This is a genomic window from Streptomyces capoamus, from assembly GCF_014654935.1.
Lineage (GTDB): Bacteria > Actinomycetota > Actinomycetes > Streptomycetales > Streptomycetaceae > Streptomyces > Streptomyces capoamus.
In genome coordinates this window covers 82,167-101,694 of sequence record NZ_BNBF01000019.1, presented here as the reverse complement: position 1 = coordinate 101,694, position 19,528 = coordinate 82,167, and the positions used below count along the sequence as shown (strand labels likewise).

The 19,528-nt window shown below is 71.7% G+C and carries 15 protein-coding genes and 1 pseudogene; 7 read left to right on the top strand and 9 right to left on the bottom strand.

Annotated elements, in window-relative coordinates; translation table 11 throughout:
* The first annotated feature begins 383 nt into the window (after positions 1 to 383).
* Positions 384 to 1,661, top strand: a complete 1,278-nt coding sequence (serS, locus tag IE312_RS26925; RefSeq protein WP_189984911.1) for a serine--tRNA ligase — start codon at positions 384 to 386, stop codon at positions 1,659 to 1,661.
* Entirely contained in the window at positions 1,658 to 2,455 is a 798-nt protein-coding gene (locus tag IE312_RS26920) for an HAD family hydrolase (RefSeq protein ID WP_189984910.1), read from the top strand. Before serS ends, IE312_RS26920 begins: the two co-directional genes overlap by 4 nt.
* 74 nt (positions 2,456 to 2,529) lie before the next feature.
* Here IE312_RS26920 and IE312_RS26915 read toward each other — a convergent pair.
* The 5 genes and pseudogenes from IE312_RS26915 to IE312_RS26895 form a co-directional block, all read right to left on the bottom strand.
* Positions 2,530 to 2,635: pseudogene (locus IE312_RS26915) on the bottom strand.
* Positions 2,636 to 3,002: 367 nt separating this feature from the next.
* The gene (locus IE312_RS26910; protein WP_189984909.1) at positions 3,003 to 3,722 is read right to left on the bottom strand and encodes an ABC transporter permease subunit; all 720 of its coding nucleotides are present in this window, start codon (positions 3,720 to 3,722) and stop codon (positions 3,003 to 3,005) included.
* Between the two features lie 10 nt (positions 3,723 to 3,732).
* Positions 3,733 to 4,644: an ABC transporter ATP-binding protein gene (locus IE312_RS26905; protein ID WP_189984908.1), complete on the bottom strand. Its 912-nt coding sequence runs from the start codon at positions 4,642 to 4,644 to the stop codon at positions 3,733 to 3,735.
* Entirely contained in the window at positions 4,644 to 5,561 is a 918-nt protein-coding gene (locus IE312_RS26900; protein ID WP_189984907.1) for an ABC transporter permease subunit, read from the bottom strand. The genes IE312_RS26905 and IE312_RS26900 overlap by 1 nt, the downstream gene beginning before the upstream one ends.
* Positions 5,551 to 6,516: an ABC transporter ATP-binding protein gene (locus tag IE312_RS26895; RefSeq protein ID WP_189984966.1), complete on the bottom strand. Its 966-nt coding sequence runs from the start codon at positions 6,514 to 6,516 to the stop codon at positions 5,551 to 5,553. Before IE312_RS26895 ends, IE312_RS26900 begins: the two co-directional genes overlap by 11 nt.
* Positions 6,517 to 6,879: 363 nt before the next feature.
* Here IE312_RS26895 and IE312_RS26890 point away from each other — a divergent pair, with 363 nt between their 5' ends.
* The 4 genes from IE312_RS26890 (at position 6,880) to IE312_RS26875 (ending at position 11,269) form a co-directional block, all read left to right on the top strand.
* Positions 6,880 to 8,634 (top strand): SDR family oxidoreductase, encoded by a 1,755-nt coding sequence (locus tag IE312_RS26890; RefSeq protein WP_189984906.1) that lies wholly within the window; start codon positions 6,880 to 6,882, stop codon positions 8,632 to 8,634.
* Between the two features lie 160 nt (positions 8,635 to 8,794).
* Positions 8,795 to 9,343, top strand: coding sequence for an RNA 2'-phosphotransferase (locus tag IE312_RS26885; RefSeq protein WP_189984905.1), 549 nt, complete (start codon positions 8,795 to 8,797; stop codon positions 9,341 to 9,343).
* Positions 9,344 to 9,417: 74 nt separating this feature from the next.
* On the top strand, positions 9,418 to 10,320 hold the full coding sequence (locus tag IE312_RS26880) for an LLM class flavin-dependent oxidoreductase (RefSeq protein WP_189984904.1): 903 nt from the start codon (positions 9,418 to 9,420) through the stop codon (positions 10,318 to 10,320).
* 58 nt (positions 10,321 to 10,378) lie between these two features.
* Complete coding sequence (locus IE312_RS26875) at positions 10,379 to 11,269, top strand: Cof-type HAD-IIB family hydrolase (RefSeq protein WP_189984903.1); 891 nt, start codon at positions 10,379 to 10,381, stop codon at positions 11,267 to 11,269.
* 92 nt (positions 11,270 to 11,361) lie between these two features.
* On the opposite strand, the gene cydD is transcribed toward IE312_RS26875, so the two are convergent.
* Genes cydD through IE312_RS26860 form a run of 3 tightly spaced genes read right to left on the bottom strand, consistent with a single transcriptional unit; the run spans position 11,362 to position 17,619 of the window.
* Complete coding sequence (gene cydD / locus IE312_RS26870) at positions 11,362 to 15,024, bottom strand: thiol reductant ABC exporter subunit CydD (protein WP_189984965.1); 3,663 nt, start codon at positions 15,022 to 15,024, stop codon at positions 11,362 to 11,364.
* A 60-nt stretch (positions 15,025 to 15,084) separates the two neighbouring features.
* The gene (gene cydB, locus IE312_RS26865) at positions 15,085 to 16,095 is read right to left on the bottom strand and encodes a cytochrome d ubiquinol oxidase subunit II (RefSeq protein WP_189984902.1); all 1,011 of its coding nucleotides are present in this window, start codon (positions 16,093 to 16,095) and stop codon (positions 15,085 to 15,087) included.
* Between the two features lie 15 nt (positions 16,096 to 16,110).
* A complete protein-coding gene (locus IE312_RS26860) occupies positions 16,111 to 17,619 on the bottom strand; it encodes a cytochrome ubiquinol oxidase subunit I (protein WP_189984901.1) in 1,509 nt (502 codons plus the stop codon).
* Between the two features lie 210 nt (positions 17,620 to 17,829).
* On the opposite strand from IE312_RS26860, the gene IE312_RS26855 reads away from it, so the two are divergent.
* Positions 17,830 to 18,207, top strand: a complete 378-nt coding sequence (locus IE312_RS26855; RefSeq protein ID WP_189984900.1) for a cyclophilin-like fold protein — start codon at positions 17,830 to 17,832, stop codon at positions 18,205 to 18,207.
* Between the two features lie 13 nt (positions 18,208 to 18,220).
* Here IE312_RS26855 and hisC read toward each other — a convergent pair whose 3' ends face one another.
* The gene (gene hisC, locus IE312_RS26850) at positions 18,221 to 19,300 is read right to left on the bottom strand and encodes a histidinol-phosphate transaminase (protein WP_189984899.1); all 1,080 of its coding nucleotides are present in this window, start codon (positions 19,298 to 19,300) and stop codon (positions 18,221 to 18,223) included.
* Between the last annotated feature and the right edge of the window lie 228 nt (positions 19,301 to 19,528).

Here is a 19,528-nt window from a genome sequence, read left to right as displayed (position 1 = left end):
GGGCGACCGTTTTCCACCCGAACGTGGGTGTCGACAGGGTTTGACCCAGGAATTCTTCAGCGCGTTCGAACTTTCCGGAGTGATCAATTCCGAAATCCACAGCGCTTCCCCACAGCCTGTGGATAACTCTTCGGGGGGTGTGGAATCCTGTGGACAACCGAGCCGCCAAATCCCCTGCGGCGCAAGGGAATCCGGTCAACCGGACGCCCGGGACATGACTCGTCCCAAGTAGTGAGACACTTTTCCCTTGACGCGCTCCGCGGACGTAAGCCCGCCGCGCTGACACACTCGGCAATTAACGCATAACGGACGGTAAGCCGCGCATCGGGCTTCCCGGAATAGTGATTCGTGAGCCTCGACCGCGCACCGGTAGCCTGGGCCACGTGATTGACCTTCGCCAGCTCCGTGAAGACCCCGACCGTGTGCGCGCGTCCCAGCGCGCCCGTGGAGAGGACGTCGCGCTCGTCGACGCCCTCCTGTCTGCCGACGAGCGGCGCAGGTCCTCCGGCGTCCGCTTCGACGAGCTGCGTGCCGAGCAGAAGCAGCTCGGCAAGCAGATCCCCAAGGCCACCGGCGACGAGAAGGCCGAGCTGCTCAAGCGCGCCGAGCAGCTGAAGGCCGACGTCAAGGCCGCCGACGCCGAGCGCGACGCGGCCGACACCGAGACCCAGGAGCTGCTGCTCCGGCTCGGCAACCTCGTCCACCCCGACGTGCCCGTCGGCGGCGAGGAGGACTTCGTCACCCTGGAGACGCACGGCACGATCCGCGACTTCGGCGCCGAGGGCTTCACGCCCAAGGACCACCTGGAGCTGGGCCAGCTGCTCGGCGCCATCGACGTCGAGCGCGGCGCCAAGGTCTCCGGCTCCCGCTTCTACTTCCTCACCGGTGTCGGCGCCCTGCTGGAGCTGGCCCTGGTGAACGCGGCGATCGCCCAGGCCACCGCCGCCGGCTTCACCCCGATGCTCACCCCGGCGCTGGTCCGCCCGCAGTCCATGGCCGGCACCGGCTTCCTCGGCCAGGCCGCCCAGGACGTCTACCACCTCGACAAGGACGACCTGTACCTGGTCGGCACCTCCGAGGTCCCGCTGGCGGCCTACCACATGGACGAGATCATCGACGCCGACCGGCTGCCGCTGCGGTACGCGGGCTTCTCCCCGTGCTTCCGCCGCGAGGCCGGCTCGCACGGCAAGGACACCCGGGGGATCTTCCGGGTGCACCAGTTCGACAAGGTCGAGATGTTCTCGTACGTCCGTCCCGAGGACTCCCAGGCCGAGCACCAGCGGCTGCTGGAGTGGGAGAAGCAGTGGCTGACCTCGCTGGAGCTGCCCTTCCGCGTCATCGACGTCGCCTCCGGTGACCTCGGCTCCTCGGCCGCCCGCAAGTTCGACTGCGAGGCGTGGATCCCGACCCAGGGCAAGTACCGCGAGCTGACGTCGACCTCGGACTGCACCGAGTTCCAGTCCCGCCGGCTGTCCATCCGGCTCCGTGACGGCAAGCAGGTCAAGCCGCTCGCGACCCTCAACGGCACGCTGTGCGCCGTACCGCGCACGATCGTGGCGATCCTGGAGAACCACCAGCAGGCCGACGGATCCGTCCGGGTCCCCGAGGTGCTGCGCCCCTACCTGGGCGGACGCGAGGTCCTGGAGCCGGTGTCCCGGTGACTTTCCCCTACGGGCTGGTCGCCACCGACCTCGACGGAACCCTGCTGCGCTCCGACGAGTCGGTCTCGCAGCGCACCCGTGACGCGCTCGCCGCGGCCACCGCGGCGGGCGCCGCGCACATCGTCGTCACCGGCCGCGCGGTCCCCTGGACCCGGCACATCCTGGACGACCTCGGCTACGACGGCCTCGCCGTCTGCGGCCAGGGCGCCCAGGTCTACGACGCCGGCGCGCACCGCCTGCTGACCTCGGTCACCCTGGACCGGCAGCTGGCGGGGGTGGCCCTGGCCAAGATCGAGGCGGAGGTCGGGCCGCTGCACCTGGCGGCCAGCCGGGACGGCCTCGACGGCGAGGTGCTGGTGGGCCCGGGGTACGCGGTCACCGGCACACTGCCGGCGACCCCGTTGACGGACGCCTCCGACCTCTGGGCGGCGCCCCTCAACAAGATCTACATCCAGCACCCGACGCTGAGCGACGACGAGCTGGCGGACGCGGCCCGGCGGACGGCCGGCGGCTTCGTCACGGTGGCCATGGCGGGCGCGGGCATCGTCGAGCTGCTCCCGCTCGGTCTGTCCAAGGCCACGGGCCTGTCCCTGGCGGCCCGTCGGCTCGGCCTGAAGGCCGCCGACACCATCGCCTTCGGCGACATGCCCAACGACATCCCGATGTTCGCCTGGGCCTCCTACGGGGTGGCCATGGCCGGCGCCCACGAGGAGCTGAAGGCGGTGGCCGACGAGGTCACGTCGTCCCCCGAGGAGGACGGCATCGCGGTGGTGCTGGAGCGGCTGCTCGGCTAGCGGGCCGGGGCAGCACCCGATTGCCCCGGACGCGCTTCTGTCCGCCCCCGGTGCCGCAGGGCGGTGCCGTGTTGCGGAGGATGCACGGTTCGAACGTGCGCGGGCATGACCCTGCCCGACCACGACTCGCCCGTGCGGAACACAGTGCGAGCCGGTGCCTTACCACTCGGCCAATCCTCCGGGAGGGCGGTCCACGCGAGAGTGACGTCGCGTGCTCGAAGCGACCGCCCCGGGCAGCTTCCGTGGCTCCACGGAGCGGTAGGGAATCACCCCGGAGCCGGCCTCGGGCCGCCCTGTCGGGAGCCGGGCGTACTGCCGTGCATGGACATCGCCCACCTCCACTCCCGGTCGGTGACGCCGGGACGATCCCGGCGGATGGTGCGCAATCACTCTGCCCCGCCGACGAGTTGGGCGCCACCGATTAAAAGCGGGCGAAACGGCCGCCACCGGCGGCGCCGCGCCTTGCCGAAGAACCAGCCGGCCGGGGGATCGTTCTGTGCCCAGGACGGGTGGAGTCTCCGTCAAAGCCGCGGCGGACCGCCGGGGCTCACTCCTCGCCCGCCAGCGTCAGCGAGCGCAGCTTCTGCCCGGCGTACCAGGTGGCCAGCACGGTGACCGCCACCAGCAGCACGGTGGCCGTCGGCAGGCCCACCTCGGAGGTCACCAGGTCACCGCCGGCCATCTTGTGGGCCACGGCCAGCGACCACTGCTGGACGCTCAGCGTGCGCGCGCCCGGCACCAGGGAGCCGAACAGCGCCTCCCAGACCAGCGCGTAGACGAGCCCGAAGACCACCGCGTGCCGGGAGACGGTGCCCAGCAGCAGGAAGAGCGCCGAGTAGGCGATGGAGGAGACCAGCGCGGCGACCGTGTAGGCGACGGCGATCTGCTGGCCGTTGCCGTTCAGGATCAGGCCCGCGATCAGGGTCGGCACCGCCGAGAAGACCATGGTCACGGCGATGGCGACGATCAGCTTCGTGAGGATGATCGTGGGCCGCTTGAGCGGCTTGGACAGCAGGTAGACCACGGAGCCGTCGTCGATCTCCGGGCCGATGGCGCCCGTGCCCGCGATGACACCGATGATCGGCACCATGGTGGCGAGCGCGAAACCGCCGAGGACGTCGGCGGCCGTCTGGTCGTCGGCTCCGGTCAGGGCGCGCACGGCCACGGAGAGCACGATGAGCAGCAGCGGCAACGCGCCGAGGATGAGGGCCCGGCGACGGCCGAGCAGGGCCCGGTAGGTGAGCCGGGCGACAGTGGGGTCGTACATCTTCGGCCTCCTACGCCGCGACCAGATACGAGAAGACGGACTCCAGGGACTCGTCGGAGGGCGAGACCGTCAGGAGCCGGATGCCGTGGTCGCGGGCGACCTTCGGCAGCAGGGCGGTGAAGCGGCCGAAGTCGACGGCCTGGACGCGCAGCGCGCCCTCGGCGTGGTCGACCTCGATGCCGGCCGTGGAGGGGTCGGCGATCAGCGCGGCCGCGAGGGCGCGGTCGTCACTGGAGCGCACCAGGTAGCGGTGCGGGCGGTCGGTCATCAGGCGGCGGATCCGGCGGAAGTCGCCGCTGGCCGCGTGCCGTCCGGCGACGACGACCTCGATGTGCCGGGCGAGCTGCTCGACCTCCTCCAGGATGTGCGAGGAGAACAGCACCGTGCGGCCCTCGTCGCCCATCCTGCGCAGCAGGTCCATCAGCTGCATGCGCTGGCGCGGGTCCATGCCGTTGAACGGCTCGTCGAGCAGCAGCAGCGACGGATCGTGCACGAGGGCGCTCGCCATCTTCACGCGCTGCCGCATGCCCTTGGAGTAGGTGGAGATCTTCCGGTCCTGCGCGTACTCCATCTCGACCGTGGCGAGGGCGCGCCGTGCGGCCTTGTCGCCCAGGCCGTGCAGTTCGGCGTTGGCGACGACGAACTCGCGGCCGGTGAGGAAGTCGTACATCGCCTCCCGCTCGGGGACGATGCCGATGTGCCGGTAGATCTCCTCGTTGCGCCAGACGGGCCGGCCGTCGAGGGTGACCGTGCCGGTGGAGGGGGCGAGGAAGCCGCCCATCATGTTGATCAGGGTGGACTTGCCGGCGCCGTTGGGGCCGAGCAGGCCGGTGACGCCGGGACCGATGGTCATGGTGATGTCGTTGACGGCGACGACGTTGCCGAACCAGCGGGAGACGTGGTCGATGGAGAGCGTGGTCATCACAGGCCCACCTTCCGGTAGCGGCGGATCAGGACGCCGTAGCAGGCGGCGGTCAGACCGAGGACGAACAGGACGTAGACCGCGCCCTCGCCGCCGGACGGGCCGGTCCCGCCGGGGAAGGCGGAGCTGCCGCCGAGGAAGGCGGACTGCACGCCGTCGATCAGTGTGACGGGCGAGAACAGGCCGATCCACGGGACGGCCCCGCTGTTGCCCTGGGTGTCGGCGATGGCCTGGAGGGTGGACACCGCGCCGTAGGAGATGGTCAGTACGGCGATCACGGCGGCGATGCCGAAGCCGCGGCGCGGGGTGAACGCGGCGATGACCAGGCCGATACCGGCGAAGAGCAGAGAGAGCAGGGCCACGGCGACCAGTCCCTGGGCGAATTCCTTGGTCTGGTGGGCGAAGCCCATCTTGGACAGCAGGGCGCCCGCGTACATCACGAGCAGCGGGGCGCCGGTGAGGACGAACAGCGCCGAGGCGAGGGCCGCGAACTTGGCGCGGACGTAGTCGGCCGTCTCGATGGGCCGCGAGAAGTACAGCGGTACGGTCTTGAAGCGCAGGTCGCGGGAGACCGCCTGGGGTGCCTGCGAGGCGACGTACAGGCTGATCACGGCCTGCATGATGATCGCGTACCGGGTGTAGGACACCGGGAGTTCGTGCGCCTTGGTGGCGACGGCGACCGCGACCATGATGGCGGCGGGCACGCACATCACCGCGAACAGCAGCATCGGCAGCACCTTGGACTTCACCGAGCGGCCGAGGCCGTAGGCGCCGCGCAGGGACTGCGAGTACAGCGAGCGGCGGGCGTAGGCGCGGCCGAGGCGCGGGCCGTCGTAGCCGCGGTAGCCGATGTCGTGGATGCGGGTCTGGTCGCCGGCGGGCGTCGTCGCCGTGTACGCGGGCTGCTCAACCGCCATGGCCGACGGCCTCCTTCCGCTGTTCGTCGCTGCTGGTGAACACCTCGGAGATGTGGTGCCGGCGCTGTTCCATGCGGACCAGGCCGAGGCCGAGGTCGGCGACCACGTCCCGGACGAGGTCGTAGGTCTCCTCGCCCGTGGCGGTCAGCAGCAGGATGTGTCCGGCGCCGGGCAGGCCGCCGGCCTCCGCCTGCGTCTCGGCCCCGCGCGCGTGGAGCGCCTCGCGGACCGCGCGGGTGCCGTCCGGGTGGGTGTCGCTGTCGGTGACCTCGATCGCGAGCGTGGTCGTGGTCTGGGTGAAGTCGGTGGTGGAGCTGGAGCGCAGCAGCTTGCCGCCGTCGATGACGACGACGTGGTCGCAGGTGCGCTCCAGTTCGCCCAGCAGGTGCGAGGTGACCAGCACCGAGATGCCGAAGTCGGTGTGGATGCGGCGGATCAGGCCGAGCATCTCGTCGCGGCCGACCGGGTCGAGGCCGTTGGTCGGCTCGTCCAGGAAGACCAGCTGCGGGTCGTGCACCAGCGCCTGGGCGAGCTTGACCCGCTGTTTCATACCGGTCGAGTAGCCGCCGATGGGGCGGTACCGCTCCTCGTAGAGACCGACGTGGCGCAGGGTGTCGGCGGTGCGCTCGCGGGCGGCGGCGGGCGGCAGGCCGGACATGCGCGCCATGTGGACGACGAACTCGGTGGCCGAGACGTCCGGCGGCAGGCAGTCGTGCTCCGGCATGTACCCCACGCGCTCGCGGATGGCGGCGCCTTCGGCGGCGACGTCGAGGCCGAGCACCCGGGCGCGGCCCTCCGTGGCGGGGGACAGGCCCAGCAGGATCTTGATCAGGGTGGACTTGCCGGCGCCGTTGGCCCCGACGAGTCCGGTCACACCGGGTCCGATGTCCACGGACAGCCGGTCGAGCGCGGTCACCCGGGGGAACCGCTTGCTCAGGCTTTCGGTCGCGATCACAGTCACGCCTATGACGGTAGTGATCCGGGCCACGTCCGTCGTCAGACCTCAGAGCCGTTTGCCCATCAGCCCCAGGTATTACGGGGCCCTAGGGGTTTCCCACCCAAGGGTGGGCCGTGTGGGTCGGCCGGCCGTCGTCCACAGCCCTTGATCGGCCCTATTGACGCGGCCTCTAACAACTGTCAGATTCACGTTTCGGGCCAGTACGGGCGCTCACGCGGGCCGGGCGCTCGCGGGGCCCGGTCGCCGTACCGTTTCCAGGGCGGGGAGGTCCGGGGTGGTCACCGGCTCCCGGGGCCCCGGGGAGAGCGCGTTCCGGCCGGACGACGAGCTGCCGCGCACGCGGCGCTGGGCGGAGGAGGAGTGACCTTGAAGGGTGCACGCGAGCGCTGGGTGCGTACGGGCGGGGTCGAGCTGTGCGTGGCCGAGCTGGGCGATCCGGAACGGCCCACGGTGGTGCTGGTGCACGGTTACCCGGACAGCAAGGAGGTCTGGTCGGAGGTGGCCGTCCGGCTCGCCGGCCGCTTCCACGTCGTCCTCTACGACGTCCGGGGCCACGGCCGCTCCACGGCGCCCCGGCCGCTGCGCGGCGGCTTCACCCTGGCCAAGCTCACGGACGACTTCCTGGCCGTCGTGGACGCGGTCAGCCCGGACCGGCCGGTGCACCTCGTCGGGCACGACTGGGGCTCGGTGCAGTCCTGGGAGTTCGTCACCGTGGGCCGCACGGAGGGCCGTATCGCCTCCTTCACGTCCATCTCCGGACCCTCCCTCGACCACTTCGGGCACTGGATCGACGCGCGCCTGAAGCGCCCCACGCCCCGCCGCGCGGGGCAGCTCCTCGGCCAGGGCGCCAAGTCCTGGTACGTCTACCTGCTGCACACCCCGGTCCTGCCCGAGCTGGCCTGGCGCGGCCCGCTCGGCAAGCGCTGGCCGAAGATCCTTGAGCGGGCCGAGCGGGTCCCCGGCGGCGACTACCCGACCGGCTCCCTGCCCTCCGACGCGGCCCACGGCGCCTGGCTGTACCGGGACAACGTCCGCGCCCGGCTGCGCAGGCCGCGCCCGGACGCGTACGCGCACGCGCCCGTGCAGCTCATCACGCCCCGGCAGGACGCGTTCCTCTCCGAGCGGCTCTACGACGACCTGGACCGGTGGGTGCCGCGGCTGACCCGCCGCACGCTCCCGGTCAAGCACTGGGTCCCGCGCACCCGGCCCGACCAGGTGGCCGCCTGGATCGACCAGTTCGTCACCTCGGTGGACGGCGGGCGTCCCGCCCCGGCCGCCACCGGCCGCCACGCCGACCGGTTCGCCGGGCAGCTGGTGCTGGTCACCGGCGCGGGCAGCGGCATCGGCCGGGCGACGGCGATCGCCTTCGCGGAGGCCGGGGCGCGGATCGTCGCCGTCGACCGCGACGCCGAGGCCGCGGCCCGCACGGCGGAACTGGCCCGGCTGGCCGGGGCGGCCGGGGCCTGGGCCGAACCGGCCGACGTCTCCGACGAGCAGGCCATGGAGGTACTCGCGGAGAAGGTCCACCACCAGTACGGCGTGCTCGACGTGCTGGTCAACAACGCGGGCATCGGCCTGGCCGGTTCCTTCCTCACCACGACGACCGACGACTGGCGCAAGGTGCTGGACGTCAACCTGTGGGGAGTGATCCACGGGTGCCGGCTCTTCGGGGCGCGCATGGCCGAGCGCGGCCAGGGCGGCCACATCGTCACCATCGCGTCCGCGGCGGCCTACCAGCCCTCGCGCGCACTGCCCGCCTACAGCACCTCCAAGGCGGCCGTGCTCATGCTGTCCGAGTGCCTGCGCGCCGAACTGGCTCCCCGGGGCATCGGTGTCACCGCCGTCTGTCCGGGCTTCGTCAACACCGGCATCACCGCCACGGCCCGCTTCACGGGCGTGGACGAGGCGGAAGAACTTCGCCGCCGGCGGCGCTCCGCCCGCCTGTACGGGCTGCGCAACTACCCGCCGGAGAAGGTGGCGACCGCCGTCCTGGACGCGGTGGCAGCCGACAGGGCGGTGGTTCCGGTGACCCCGGAGGCCAAGGCGGCGCGCCTGCTGTCCCGTTTCGCGCCGCGGCTGTCGCGGCGGATCGCCCGGGTGGAGCCGAGGCTGTGAATGCCGTCGGCGGCCGTGGATCCCGCCGACCGGCGGCCCGCGGCCGCCCGTTGTCCACATCTTCGCCAAATCCCCTGTGGATAACCGTACTTGGCTGTGGATCAAACCTCCGGGCAAAAACAACCTGCGTGATCCGCGTCTCTCCCCCACCCTGGGGCCCATGGACGAAAGCCGCACCGTGAAGGTGTCGAAATACCTCGCCAGACACCTGCGCCACCAGCCCGAGCGCATCGGGCTCACCCCGGACCCGGGCGGCTGGGTGGAGGTCGACACACTGATCACCGCCGCGGCGGCCCACGGGTTCCGGTTCACCCGGGAGGAGCTGGACCACGTCGTCGCCACCAACGACAAACGGCGCTTCGTCATCGAGGGCGATAGGATCCGCGCCAGCCAGGGCCACAGCATCCGGGTCGACCTCGGCCTGCCCCCGGCGACCCCGCCGCCGTACCTCTACCACGGCACGGTCGCCGCGCACCTGGACGCCATCCGCGCGGAGGGCCTGCGGCCCATGACCCGGCACGCCGTCCACCTCTCCGCCGACCGGGAGACCGCCACCCGGGTCGGCGCCCGCCGGGGCCGGCCCGTGGTGCTGGCCGTCGACGCCGGAGCCATGCACCGCGACGGCCACGTCTTCCACGTCAGCGCCAACGGAGTCTGGCTGACGTCCGCCGTACCGCCGCGCTACCTCCGCTTCCCCGGCCCGCGCTGAGGACCGCGTGACCCCATGGCCGCACAGCGTGACCGGTTCGTCCGCCGGCCGCGCCGCCGCTTACGCTCGGACCCATGAGTCTGCGTCTGAGCACCGTGATCCTGCCGTACCGCCGCTGGCACGAGGGCGCCCGCGCGGCCTGGGTGCGCGCCGAACAGCTCGGCTTCCACACGGCGTACACCTACGACCACCTGTCCTGGCGCAGTTTCCGTGACGGCCCCTGGTTCGGCGCGGTCCCGACGCTGACGGCGGCCGCGGCGGCCACCGAGCGGCTGCGCCTCGGCACCCTCGTCACCTCACCGAACTTCCGCCACCCGGTGACCCTCGCCAAGGAGCTGATCTCCCTGGACGACATCTCCGGCGGCCGGGTCACCCTCGGCGTCGGCGCGGGCGGCACCGGGTTCGACGCCACCGCCCTCGGCCAGGACCCGTGGACCCCGCGCGAGCGCGCCGACCGCTTCGCCGAGTTCGTGCCCCTGCTGGACCGGCTGCTCACCGAGGACGCCGTGACGCACGAGGGCCGCTTCTACTCGGCGCACGAGGCCCGGAACATCCCGGGCTGTGTGCAGCGCCCCCGGCTGCCGTTCGCCGTGGCGGCCACCGGCCCGCGGGGCCTGAAGCTCGCCGCGCGCCACGGCCAGGCGTGGGTCACCACCGGCGACCCGAAGCTGTACGAGAACGGCACGCCGGAGCAGTCCGTCGACGCCCTGCGCGGGCAGATCGGCAAGCTGTCCGAGGCGTGCGCGGCCATCGGGCGGGATGTCACCGGGCTGGACAAGATCCTGCTCACCGGCTTCACCCCGGACCGTAGCCGTCCGCTCGTCTCCCTGGACGCCTTCGTGGACTTCGCCGGCCGCCACCAGGAGCTGGGCTTCACCGAGATCGTGATCCACTGGCCCATCCCGGACTCCGACTTCGCCGCGGACGAGAAGGTCTTCGAGGAGATCGCCATGGAGGCCCCCGCCCAGCTGGCCTGAGCGGCTCGACGTCATCTGTGTCTCATCTGCGCGCAGCGGTGCACGGCCGTGCGGGCATATGCGCGAGAATGACCGGGTGACCTCAGCGACCAGACAGCCCGGGACCCCTGCCGCCGCCACGCCCGCGCGGCTGATCGCCACCGACCTCGACGGCACTCTGCTGCGCGACGACAAATCGGTCTCCCCGCGGACCGTCGCCGCCCTGGCCGCCGCCGAGGAGGCCGGCATCGAGGTCTTCTTCGTCACCGGCCGGCCGGCCCGCTGGATGGACGTGGTCAGCGAGCACGTCCACGGCCACGGCCTGGCCATCTGCGGCAACGGCGCCGCCGTGGTCGACCTGCACGGCGGCCCCGGCGCGCACCGGTTCGTGAAGGTCCGCGAACTGAGCCGGGAGAACGCCCTGAAGGCCGTGAAACTGCTGCGCGACGCGGCACCGGGCACGGTGTTCGCGGTCGAGCAGACCTACGGCTTCCACCAGGAGCCGGACTATCCCAAGCTGCACATGGAGATACCCGACAACCTCCTGCCCGCCGAGGAACTGCTCGCCCCGGACGGCCCCGACGCCGACCAGCCCGTCCTCAAGATCCTCGCCTACCACCCCTCCCTCGACCCCGACGCCTTCCTGACCCTCGCCCGGCCGGCCGTCGCCGAGCACGCCAACGTCACCCGCTCCAGCCCCAGCGCGCTGCTGGAACTGAGCGGCCCGGGCGTCTCCAAGGCCAGCACCCTCGCCCTGTGCTGCGCCGAACGCGGCATCTCGCCCGAAGAGGTTGTGGCCTTCGGTGACATGCCCAACGACGTCGAGATGCTGACCTGGGCCGGCCGGTCCTACGCGATGGGCAACGCCCACCCGGACGCCGTCGCCGCCGCCTCGGGCCGCACGGTCGCCAACAACGACGACGGTGTCGCGGTGGTGATCGAGCACCTGCTCGCACGGCAGGCACGCTGACCCCCGCCGGCCGCCCGGCCGCCCGGCCGAGGGGCGGAACGGGCGAGACCGGCCCCCGCCCTTGCGGTGCCCCGCGCTGCCCGCGCGGTGACTCAGCCCACCGTCAGCAGGGCCTCCGCCTCGGCCTCCCGGCGGGCCATCTCCCTGAGCGGTCCCTCCTCCGTGATCAGCCGCTGGTACGGCCCCCGCTGCACCACCCGCCCCGCGTCCAGCACGATCACCTCGTCCACCGCGTCCAGCCCCGCCATCCGGTGGGTGATCAGCAAGGTCGTGCGCCCCTCGGTCGCGGCCGGCAGATCGGCGGTCAGCGCATCGGCCGTCGCCACGTCCAGGTGCTCGGCGGGCTCGTCCAGCACCAGCACCGGGAAACCGGCCAGCAGCGCGCGGGCCAGCGCCAGCCGCTGCCGCTGCCCACCGGACAGCCGCGCCCCGTGCTCACCCACGAGGGTGTCCAGGCCCTCGGGCAGCGAGTCCACCCAGTCCAGCAGCCGGGCCCGGGCCAGTGCGCCACGCAGGTCGGCCTCGGTCGCGTCCCTCCGCGCCAGCAGCAGGTTCTCGCGCACCGAGCTGTCGAAGAGGTGCGCGTCCTGCGCGCACAGCCCGACGAACCGCCGTACGTCGTCACCGGCCAGCGCGCACGCGTCCACACCGCCGAGCGTGTACGCACCCGCCTCCGGGTCGAGGAACCGCAGCAGCACCTGCGCGAGCGTCGTCTTGCCGGCCCCGGACGTTCCGACCACCGCGATCCGGCGCCCCTGCTCCAGCGTCAGGTCCAGCCCGGCGAGCGCGTCCCGCCGCTGCCCTTCGTACCGCGCGGAGACCCCCCTGAGGACCACCGGGAACGGCGAGGCGGGCGCCTGCCGGGGCGACTCCGGCTCCCGTACGGGCTCAGGGGCGTCCAGCACCTCGTACACCCGCTCCGCGCTGCGCCGCACCCGCTGCCGGTACCGCACGGCGAGCGGCAGCCCCAGGACGGCTTCGAAGGCGGCCAGCGGGGTCAGGACCACCACGGCCATCGCCACGCCGCCCAGCCGGCCGGCCGCCACCGCCTGCGCGCCGGACACCGCGGTGGCCGTGACGGTCAGCCCGGAGACCAGCGCGGTCAGTCCGTCACCCAGCCCGGTGACGGCGGCGGCCCGCGCGGCGATCCGGGTGAGGGTGCCGTCGGCCCGCCGGGCAGCGTCCGTGCGGGCCGGCAGCGCACCGGCGACGGTCAGCTCGGCCGTGCCGGTGAGCAGGTCGGTCACCCGGGTCGCGAGCGCGCCCCGGGCGGGCGCCAGCCGCCGCTCGGTCCGCCGGGCCACGGCCGCGGTCAGCAGCGGAACCCCGGCACCGGCCGCCAGCAGGCCCACCGCGAGGGCGGCACCGGCCTCGGGCAGCAGCCAGGCCGTGAAGCCGACCGAGGCGACGGAGACGGTGAGGGCGACACCGGCGGGCAGCAGCCAGCGCAGCCAGTAGTCCTGGAAGGCGTCCACGTCCGCGACCAGCCGGGTGAGCAGATCACCACGCCGGGCGTCGCGCAGTCCCGCGGGAGCCAGGCGCTCCAGCCGCCGGTACACCGCGACCCGGGTGTCGGCGAGCATCCGCAGGACGGCGTCGTGCGAGACCAGCCGCTCGGCGTACCGGAACACGGCCCGCCCGATCCCGAAGGCGCGGGTCGCGGTCACCGCCACCATCAGGTAGAGCACCGGCGGCTGCTGCGAGGCCCGGGAGATGAGCCATCCCGAGGTCGCCATCAGCCCGACGGCACTCCCGACCGCCAGGCTCCCCAGTCCCAACGCCCCGGCCAGCCGACCCGACCACCGCCGTCCGGCTGCCCGGACCCGCGCCGGCACGCTCCGCCCCCGCCCTGCCGTCCCCTGCGCCGAGCCACGCCCCGGACCCACGCCCGACGACCCGGCCGGCCCACGCTCCCGCTCCCCTTCCGGTGACTCGACCGGCCCCCGGCGTATCTCCCGGAGCCCAGCCGCTGCCGGTCCGCCGTCCGCCCCGTCGGTCCCGGACGCCGTCGGGTCACCTTCCGGCCCGGTGAGCCGGGTGACGGGGGAACGGGGCTCGGATTCCAGGGAGCGGAGCCCCCGCACGGCCCGCACGGGTCCGCCGGCCGCCGGGGGCCGCTCGCACCCGGCGCCTTCCAGCCGTACCACCCTGTCGGCCACCCCCAGCAACGCCGGCCGGTGCACGACGAGCAGCACGGTCCGCCCCACGGCGAGCCTGCGCACCGCGGCGACGACGTCCTCCTCCGTCGCCCCGTCCAGCGCAGCGGTCGGCTCGTCCAGCACCAGCACCGGCCGGTCCGCGAGGAACGCCCGCGCCAGAGCGAGCCGTTGCCGCTGCCCCGCCGAAAGCCCCGCCCCGTCCTCCCCGAGCACGGTGTCGACCCCTTCGGGCAGCCCCGCCACGAACTCCCATGCACCCGCGTCCCGCAGCGCCCGGCGCACGGCGGCGGCATCGGCCTCCGGGCGGGCCAGCCGCACGTTCTCCGCAATGGTCCCGGCGTACAGATGCGGCCGCTGCGGCACCCACGCGATCCGCGACCGCCACTGCGCCGGATCGAGCCCGGCGAGATCCGCGTCCCCGATCCGCACCCTGCCCTCGGTGGGCCGCACGAACCCCAGCAGCACGCCGAGCAGCGTCGACTTGCCCGCCCCGCTCGGCCCGACCAGCGCCACCGTCTCCCCGGGCCCCACGGTGAACGACACACCGGTCACCGCATCCGTAGCCCGCCCCGGATACCGCACGGTGACCCCTTCGAAGGCCACCCCGCCCATGGGCACCGCACCGGTCCCCGACGCCGGCACCGGGGTTTCCAGCACGGAGAAGATGTCCTCCGCCGCGGCCAGCCCCTCCGCCGCCGCGTGGTACTGCGCCCCCACCTGCCGCAGCGGCAGATAGGCCTCGGGCGCCAGCACCAGGATCACCAGCCCGGTGTAGAGGTCCATCTCCCCGTGCACGAGCCGCATGCCGATCGTCACCGCGACCAGTGCCACCGACAGCGTGGCCAGCAGCTCCAGCGCGAAGGAGGAGAGGAAGGCGATCCGCAGGGTGCGCAAGGTGGCCTGCCGGTACTCGCCGGTGATCCGCCGGATGGACGCGGCCTGCGCCTTGGCCCGGCCGAACACCTTGAGGGTCGGCAGCCCCGCGACGACGTCCAGGAAGTGACCGGACAGCCGGGACAGCAACCGCCACTGCCGGTCCATCCGGGACTGGGTCGCCCAGCCGATCAGCGTCATGAAGACCGGGATCAGCGGCAGGGTCCCGACGATGATCGCCGCCGACACCCAGTCCTCGGTGACGATCCGCGCCAGCACCGCCACCGGCACGACCACGGCGAGCCCCAACTGCGGCAGGTAGCGGGAGAAGTAGTCGTCCAGGGCGTCGACCCCGCGCGTGACCAGCGTGACCAGCGATCCGGTCCGCTGACCGCTCAGCCATCCCGGCCCGAGCGCCGCCGCCCGGTCGAGCAGCCGCCCCCGCAGTGCGGACTTCACGGCCGCACTCGCACGGTGAGCCGCCAGCTCGGTGAGCCACGCGACAAGGGCCCGGCCCACGGCCACCGCGGCCAAGAGCACCAGGGGAGTGCGCAGTTCCATGGCGGACTGCCCGTGCTGGAACGCTCCGACGACGATCTCGGCGACGAGCATCGCCTGGGCGATGACCAGCCCGGCACCCACGGCGCCCAGCCCGACCACCGCCGCGAGGAAGAGCCGGGTGGCGCGGGCGTACCGCAGGAGGCGTGGATCGATGGGTTTCACGTGAAACATGCCCCTTCCGTCCCGGGGGTGCGTTTCACGTGAAACACACCCCCGGCGGACTCAGTGCGCGGCAGCGTCGACAGCTATGTGCTGGGTGCCGATCCGCTTGCGGAAGACCCAGTAGGTCCAGCCCTGGTAGAGCAGGACGATCGGCGTGGCGATCACCGCCAGCCAGGTCATGATCTTCAAGGTGTAGGGGCTCGAAGACGCATTGGTGACCGTCAGGCTCCAGTCTCCGTTCAGTGTGGACGGCATGACGTTCGGGAAGAGCGACAGGAAGAGCATCGCCACGGCCGCCACGATCGTCGCGCCGGACAGCGTGAACGCCCAGCCCTCCCGCCCGAGCTGGTTGGCCACGAGGGCTGCCACCAGAGCGACGACGGCGACGATCAGGGCGACCAGGCTCGAGCCGTCACCGCTGTCGGCCTGCGTCCACAGCAGGAAGGCGAGCGCCACGACGGCCGCGACCAGACCGACCCACCGGGCCAGCTTCCGCGCCCGTACCCGGATGTCCCCGACGGTCTTGAGCGCGGTGAACACCGCCCCGTGGAAGGTGAAGAGGGCCAGCGTCACCAGGCCGCCGAGCAGCGCGTAGGGGTTGAGCAGGTCCCCGACGGTGCCGACGTACTCGAACCGCTGGTCGATCTTCACGCCCCGCACGATGTTCCCGAAGGCCACGCCCCACAGGAACGCCGGGAGCAGCGAGGTCCAGAAGACGGCCGTCTCCCAGTTGCGCTGCCAGGTCTCCTCCGGCCGCTTGGCCCGGTACTCGAAGGCGACACCGCGAACGATCAGGCAGACCAGGATGAGCAGGAACGGCAGGTAGAAGCCGGAGAAAAGGGTGGCGTACCACTCCGGGAACGCGGCGAAGGTCGCACCGCCCGCGGTGAGCAGCCACACCTCGTTGCCGTCCCAGACCGGGCCGATCGTGTTGATCAGCACCCGGCGCTCCGGCCGGTTGCGGGCCAGCAGCTTGGTGAGGATGCCGACTCCGAAGTCGAAGCCCTCCAGGAAGAAGTAGCCGGTCCACAGGACGGCGATCAGGATGAACCAGACGTCGTGAAGTTCCATGGCTGTTCCCTCGGCCTAGTAGGAGAAGGCCATCGGTTTGTCGGCGTCACGGGTGTCGCCGCCGATCTTCGTGGGTGGGTTGAGGTCGGCCTCGGTCAGCTCGGGCGGGCCGGCCTTGACGTACTTCGCGAGCAGCTTGACCTCGACGACCGCGAGGATCGCGTACAGCGCGGTGAAGACGGCCATCGAGGTGAGGACCTCGCCCTGGGAAACGCCGGGGGAGACCGCGTCCCGGGTCCGCAGGACGCCGTAGACGACCCATGGCTGGCGGCCCATCTCCGTGAAGATCCATCCCCAGGAGTTGGCGATCAGCGGAAAGGCCATGGTCCAGGTCGCGATGCGCCAGAACCAGGGGCTGAGCCCCGGGCTGAGCGCCTTGGACGGGAACAGCACCAGGTGCGGCACCTCGTCCTCACCGACCCGCAGGTGCTGCGGCAGCAGGAACTTCTTGCGGGTGAGCCAGAGACCGGCCAGTCCGATGGCGAAGGAGGCCATGCCGAAGCCGATCATCCAGCGGAAGCCCCAGAAGGCGACCGGGATGTTGGGCCGGTAGTCACCAGGCCCGAACTTCTGCTGCTCGGCCTTGTTGACGTCGTTGATGCCGGGCACGTACGAGGTGAAGTTGTCATTGGCCAGGAAGGACAGCAGGCCCGGGATCTCGATGGCGACGGAGTTGTGGCCCTTGTCCACATCGCCGTAGGCGAAGATCGAGAACGGCGCCGGCCTCTGGCCGTCCCACAGCGCTTCGGCGGCGGCCATCTTCATCGGCTGCTGCTTGAACATCACCTTGCCGAGGGTGTCGCCGCTGACCGCGGTGAGCAGACCGGCGATGACCACGGTGACCAGGCCGAGCCGCAGCGAGGTCTTCATCTCGCGGATGTGCTTCCTGCGGGCCAGGTGGTAGGCCGAGATGCCCACCATGAAGGCACCACCGGTCAGGAAGGCCGCGGAGAGGGTGTGGAAGGCCTGGCTGAGGGCGGTGTTCTGGGTCAGCACGGCCCAGAAGTCGGTCAGCTCCGCCCGGCCCTTGGCCTTGTTGATCCGGTAACCGACCGGATGCTGCATCCAGGAGTTGGCCGCGAGGATGAAGTAGGCCGACAGGATCGTGCCGATCGAGACCATCCAGATGCAGGCCAGATGGATCTTCTTGGGCAGCTTGTCCCAGCCGAAGATCCACAGCCCGATGAAGGTGGACTCGAAGAAGAACGCGATCAGCGCCTCGAAGGCGAGCGGGGCGCCGAAGATGTCACCGACGAAGCGCGAGTAGTCCGACCAGTTCATGCCGAACTGGAACTCCTGCACGATGCCGGTGACCACGCCCATCGCGATGTTGATCAGGAAGAGTTTGCCCCAGAACTTCGTCGCCCTGAGGTACTTCTCCTTCTCCGTGCGCGCCCAGGCCGTCTGCAGCCCGGCCGTGAGGGCGGCCAGGGAGATCGTCAGCGGAACGAACAGGAAGTGGTAGACGGTGGTGATGCCGAACTGCCAGCGCGCCAGTGTCTCCGGCGCCAAAGCCAGGTCCACGTCGTCACTCTCCTTACTACGCCGTGGTACAGCGGCAGTTTGCCCCTTTTGATGCCCACATACGGAGCAAACGGGACGCGCTTGTGAACGCGTTCACATTCACAAGCCATTATGACGCACTGATTTTCGGTCGCGCGAGGGGGGGGTGTCCCTTTGCCGTGGTGGTCAGGTGCTTGGCAGGAACTTCAACATCTTGTTGAATTGCGCGCCATGCAGATACGCATCTCCTGGCCCGCGGGGAACATCACCGCGACCCTCGACGCAGGCAGACCGACCGCACGGGCACTCGCCGAGGCACTGCCGCTGGCATCGACCGCGCACACATGGGGGCAGGAGGTGTATTTCGACACAGGCGTCTCGGTTTCACGTGAAACGGACGCCCGGCAGGTCGTGGAACCGGGCACGGTGGCCTTCTGGACGGACGGCGACGCCCTCGCCCTCCCCTACGGCCCCACGCCGGTCTCGCGAGGCGAGGAGTGCCGCCTCGCGAGCCCGTGCACCATCCTCGGCAGCGTGGAGGGGGACGCCGGCCTGCTGGCGACCGTACGGGACGGCGACCCCATCCGGGTGGAGCTGATCGAGCAGTAGAGCTGCTGCCGGACTAGATCTCCTTGCGGAATCCCTCGGCCACCTTCAGGAAGATGTCGTTCGCCTCGGCCTCGCCGACCGTGACCCGCACACCCTCGCCCGCGAACGGCCGGATCACCACCCCGTGCTCCTCACAGGCCTGCGCGAACGGGACCGTACGGTCCCCCAGCCGCAGCCACACGAAGTTGGCCTGCGTCTCCGGCACCGTCCAGCCTTGCGCCCGCAGCGCGTCGACCACGCGCGTGCGCTCGCACACCAGTGAGCCGACCCGGCCCAGCAGCTCGTCCTCGGCCCGCAGTGAGGCGATCGCCGCCTCCTGCGCCAGCTGACTCACCCCGAACGGCACCGCCGTCTTGCGCAGGGCCGCCGCCACCGGCTCGTGGGCGATCGCGAAACCGACGCGCAGCCCGGCCAGCCCGTACGCCTTGGAGAAGGTCCGCAGGACGCAGACGTTGGGCCGCTGCCGGTACAGCTGGACGCCGTCGGGCACCTCGGGGTCGCGGATGAACTCCCGGTAGGCCTCGTCCAGCACCACCAGCACGTCGTCGGGCACCCGGTCGAGGAAGCGCTCCAACTCGGCCCGTCGCACCACCGTGCCGGTCGGGTTGTTGGGGTTGCAGACGAAGATCAGGCGCGTCCGGTCGGTGATCGCGTCCGCCATCGCGTCCAGGTCGTGCACATCCCCGGGCGTCAGCGGCACCTGCACCGAGCGGGCACCGCTGATCTGCGTGATGATCGGGTACGCCTCGAACGACCGCCAGGCGTAGATCACCTCGTCGCCGGGGCCGCTGGTGGCCTGGATCAACTGCTGGGCGACCCCGACCGAACCGGTGCCGGTGGCCAGGTGGGAGAGCGGTACACCGAAGCGGTCGGACAGCTCGTTCATCAGCCCGGCGCAGGCCATGTCCGGGTAGCGGTTGAAGTCGCAGGCCGCCGCCGTCACACTCTCCAGCACCCCGGGCAGCGGCGGGTAGGGGTTCTCGTTGGAGGACAGCTTGTAGGCGACCGGGCCGCCGGTCGCCGCCGGCTTGCCCGGCTTGTAGGTGGGGATACCCTCCAGCTCGGCGCGCAGCTTGGGGCTCGTCTCGCTCACCGCAGTCCTCCTCGCGACCACCGGCGGCCCGTCGACACCACCGGCTTCCAATACTCCTCACCTTAAGAGGATTCCGCCCCGCTGCGTACAGGTGCGGAACGACCGGGAACGCGGACACCGTCCGCCCGGGGAGCGGCGGATCTCACATCACCCACCGGCATCCAGGGCATCGCCGTACGAAGGCGTACGTTTCGGGGGGCGCGCCGTACATATATCTATGCGCCGGTG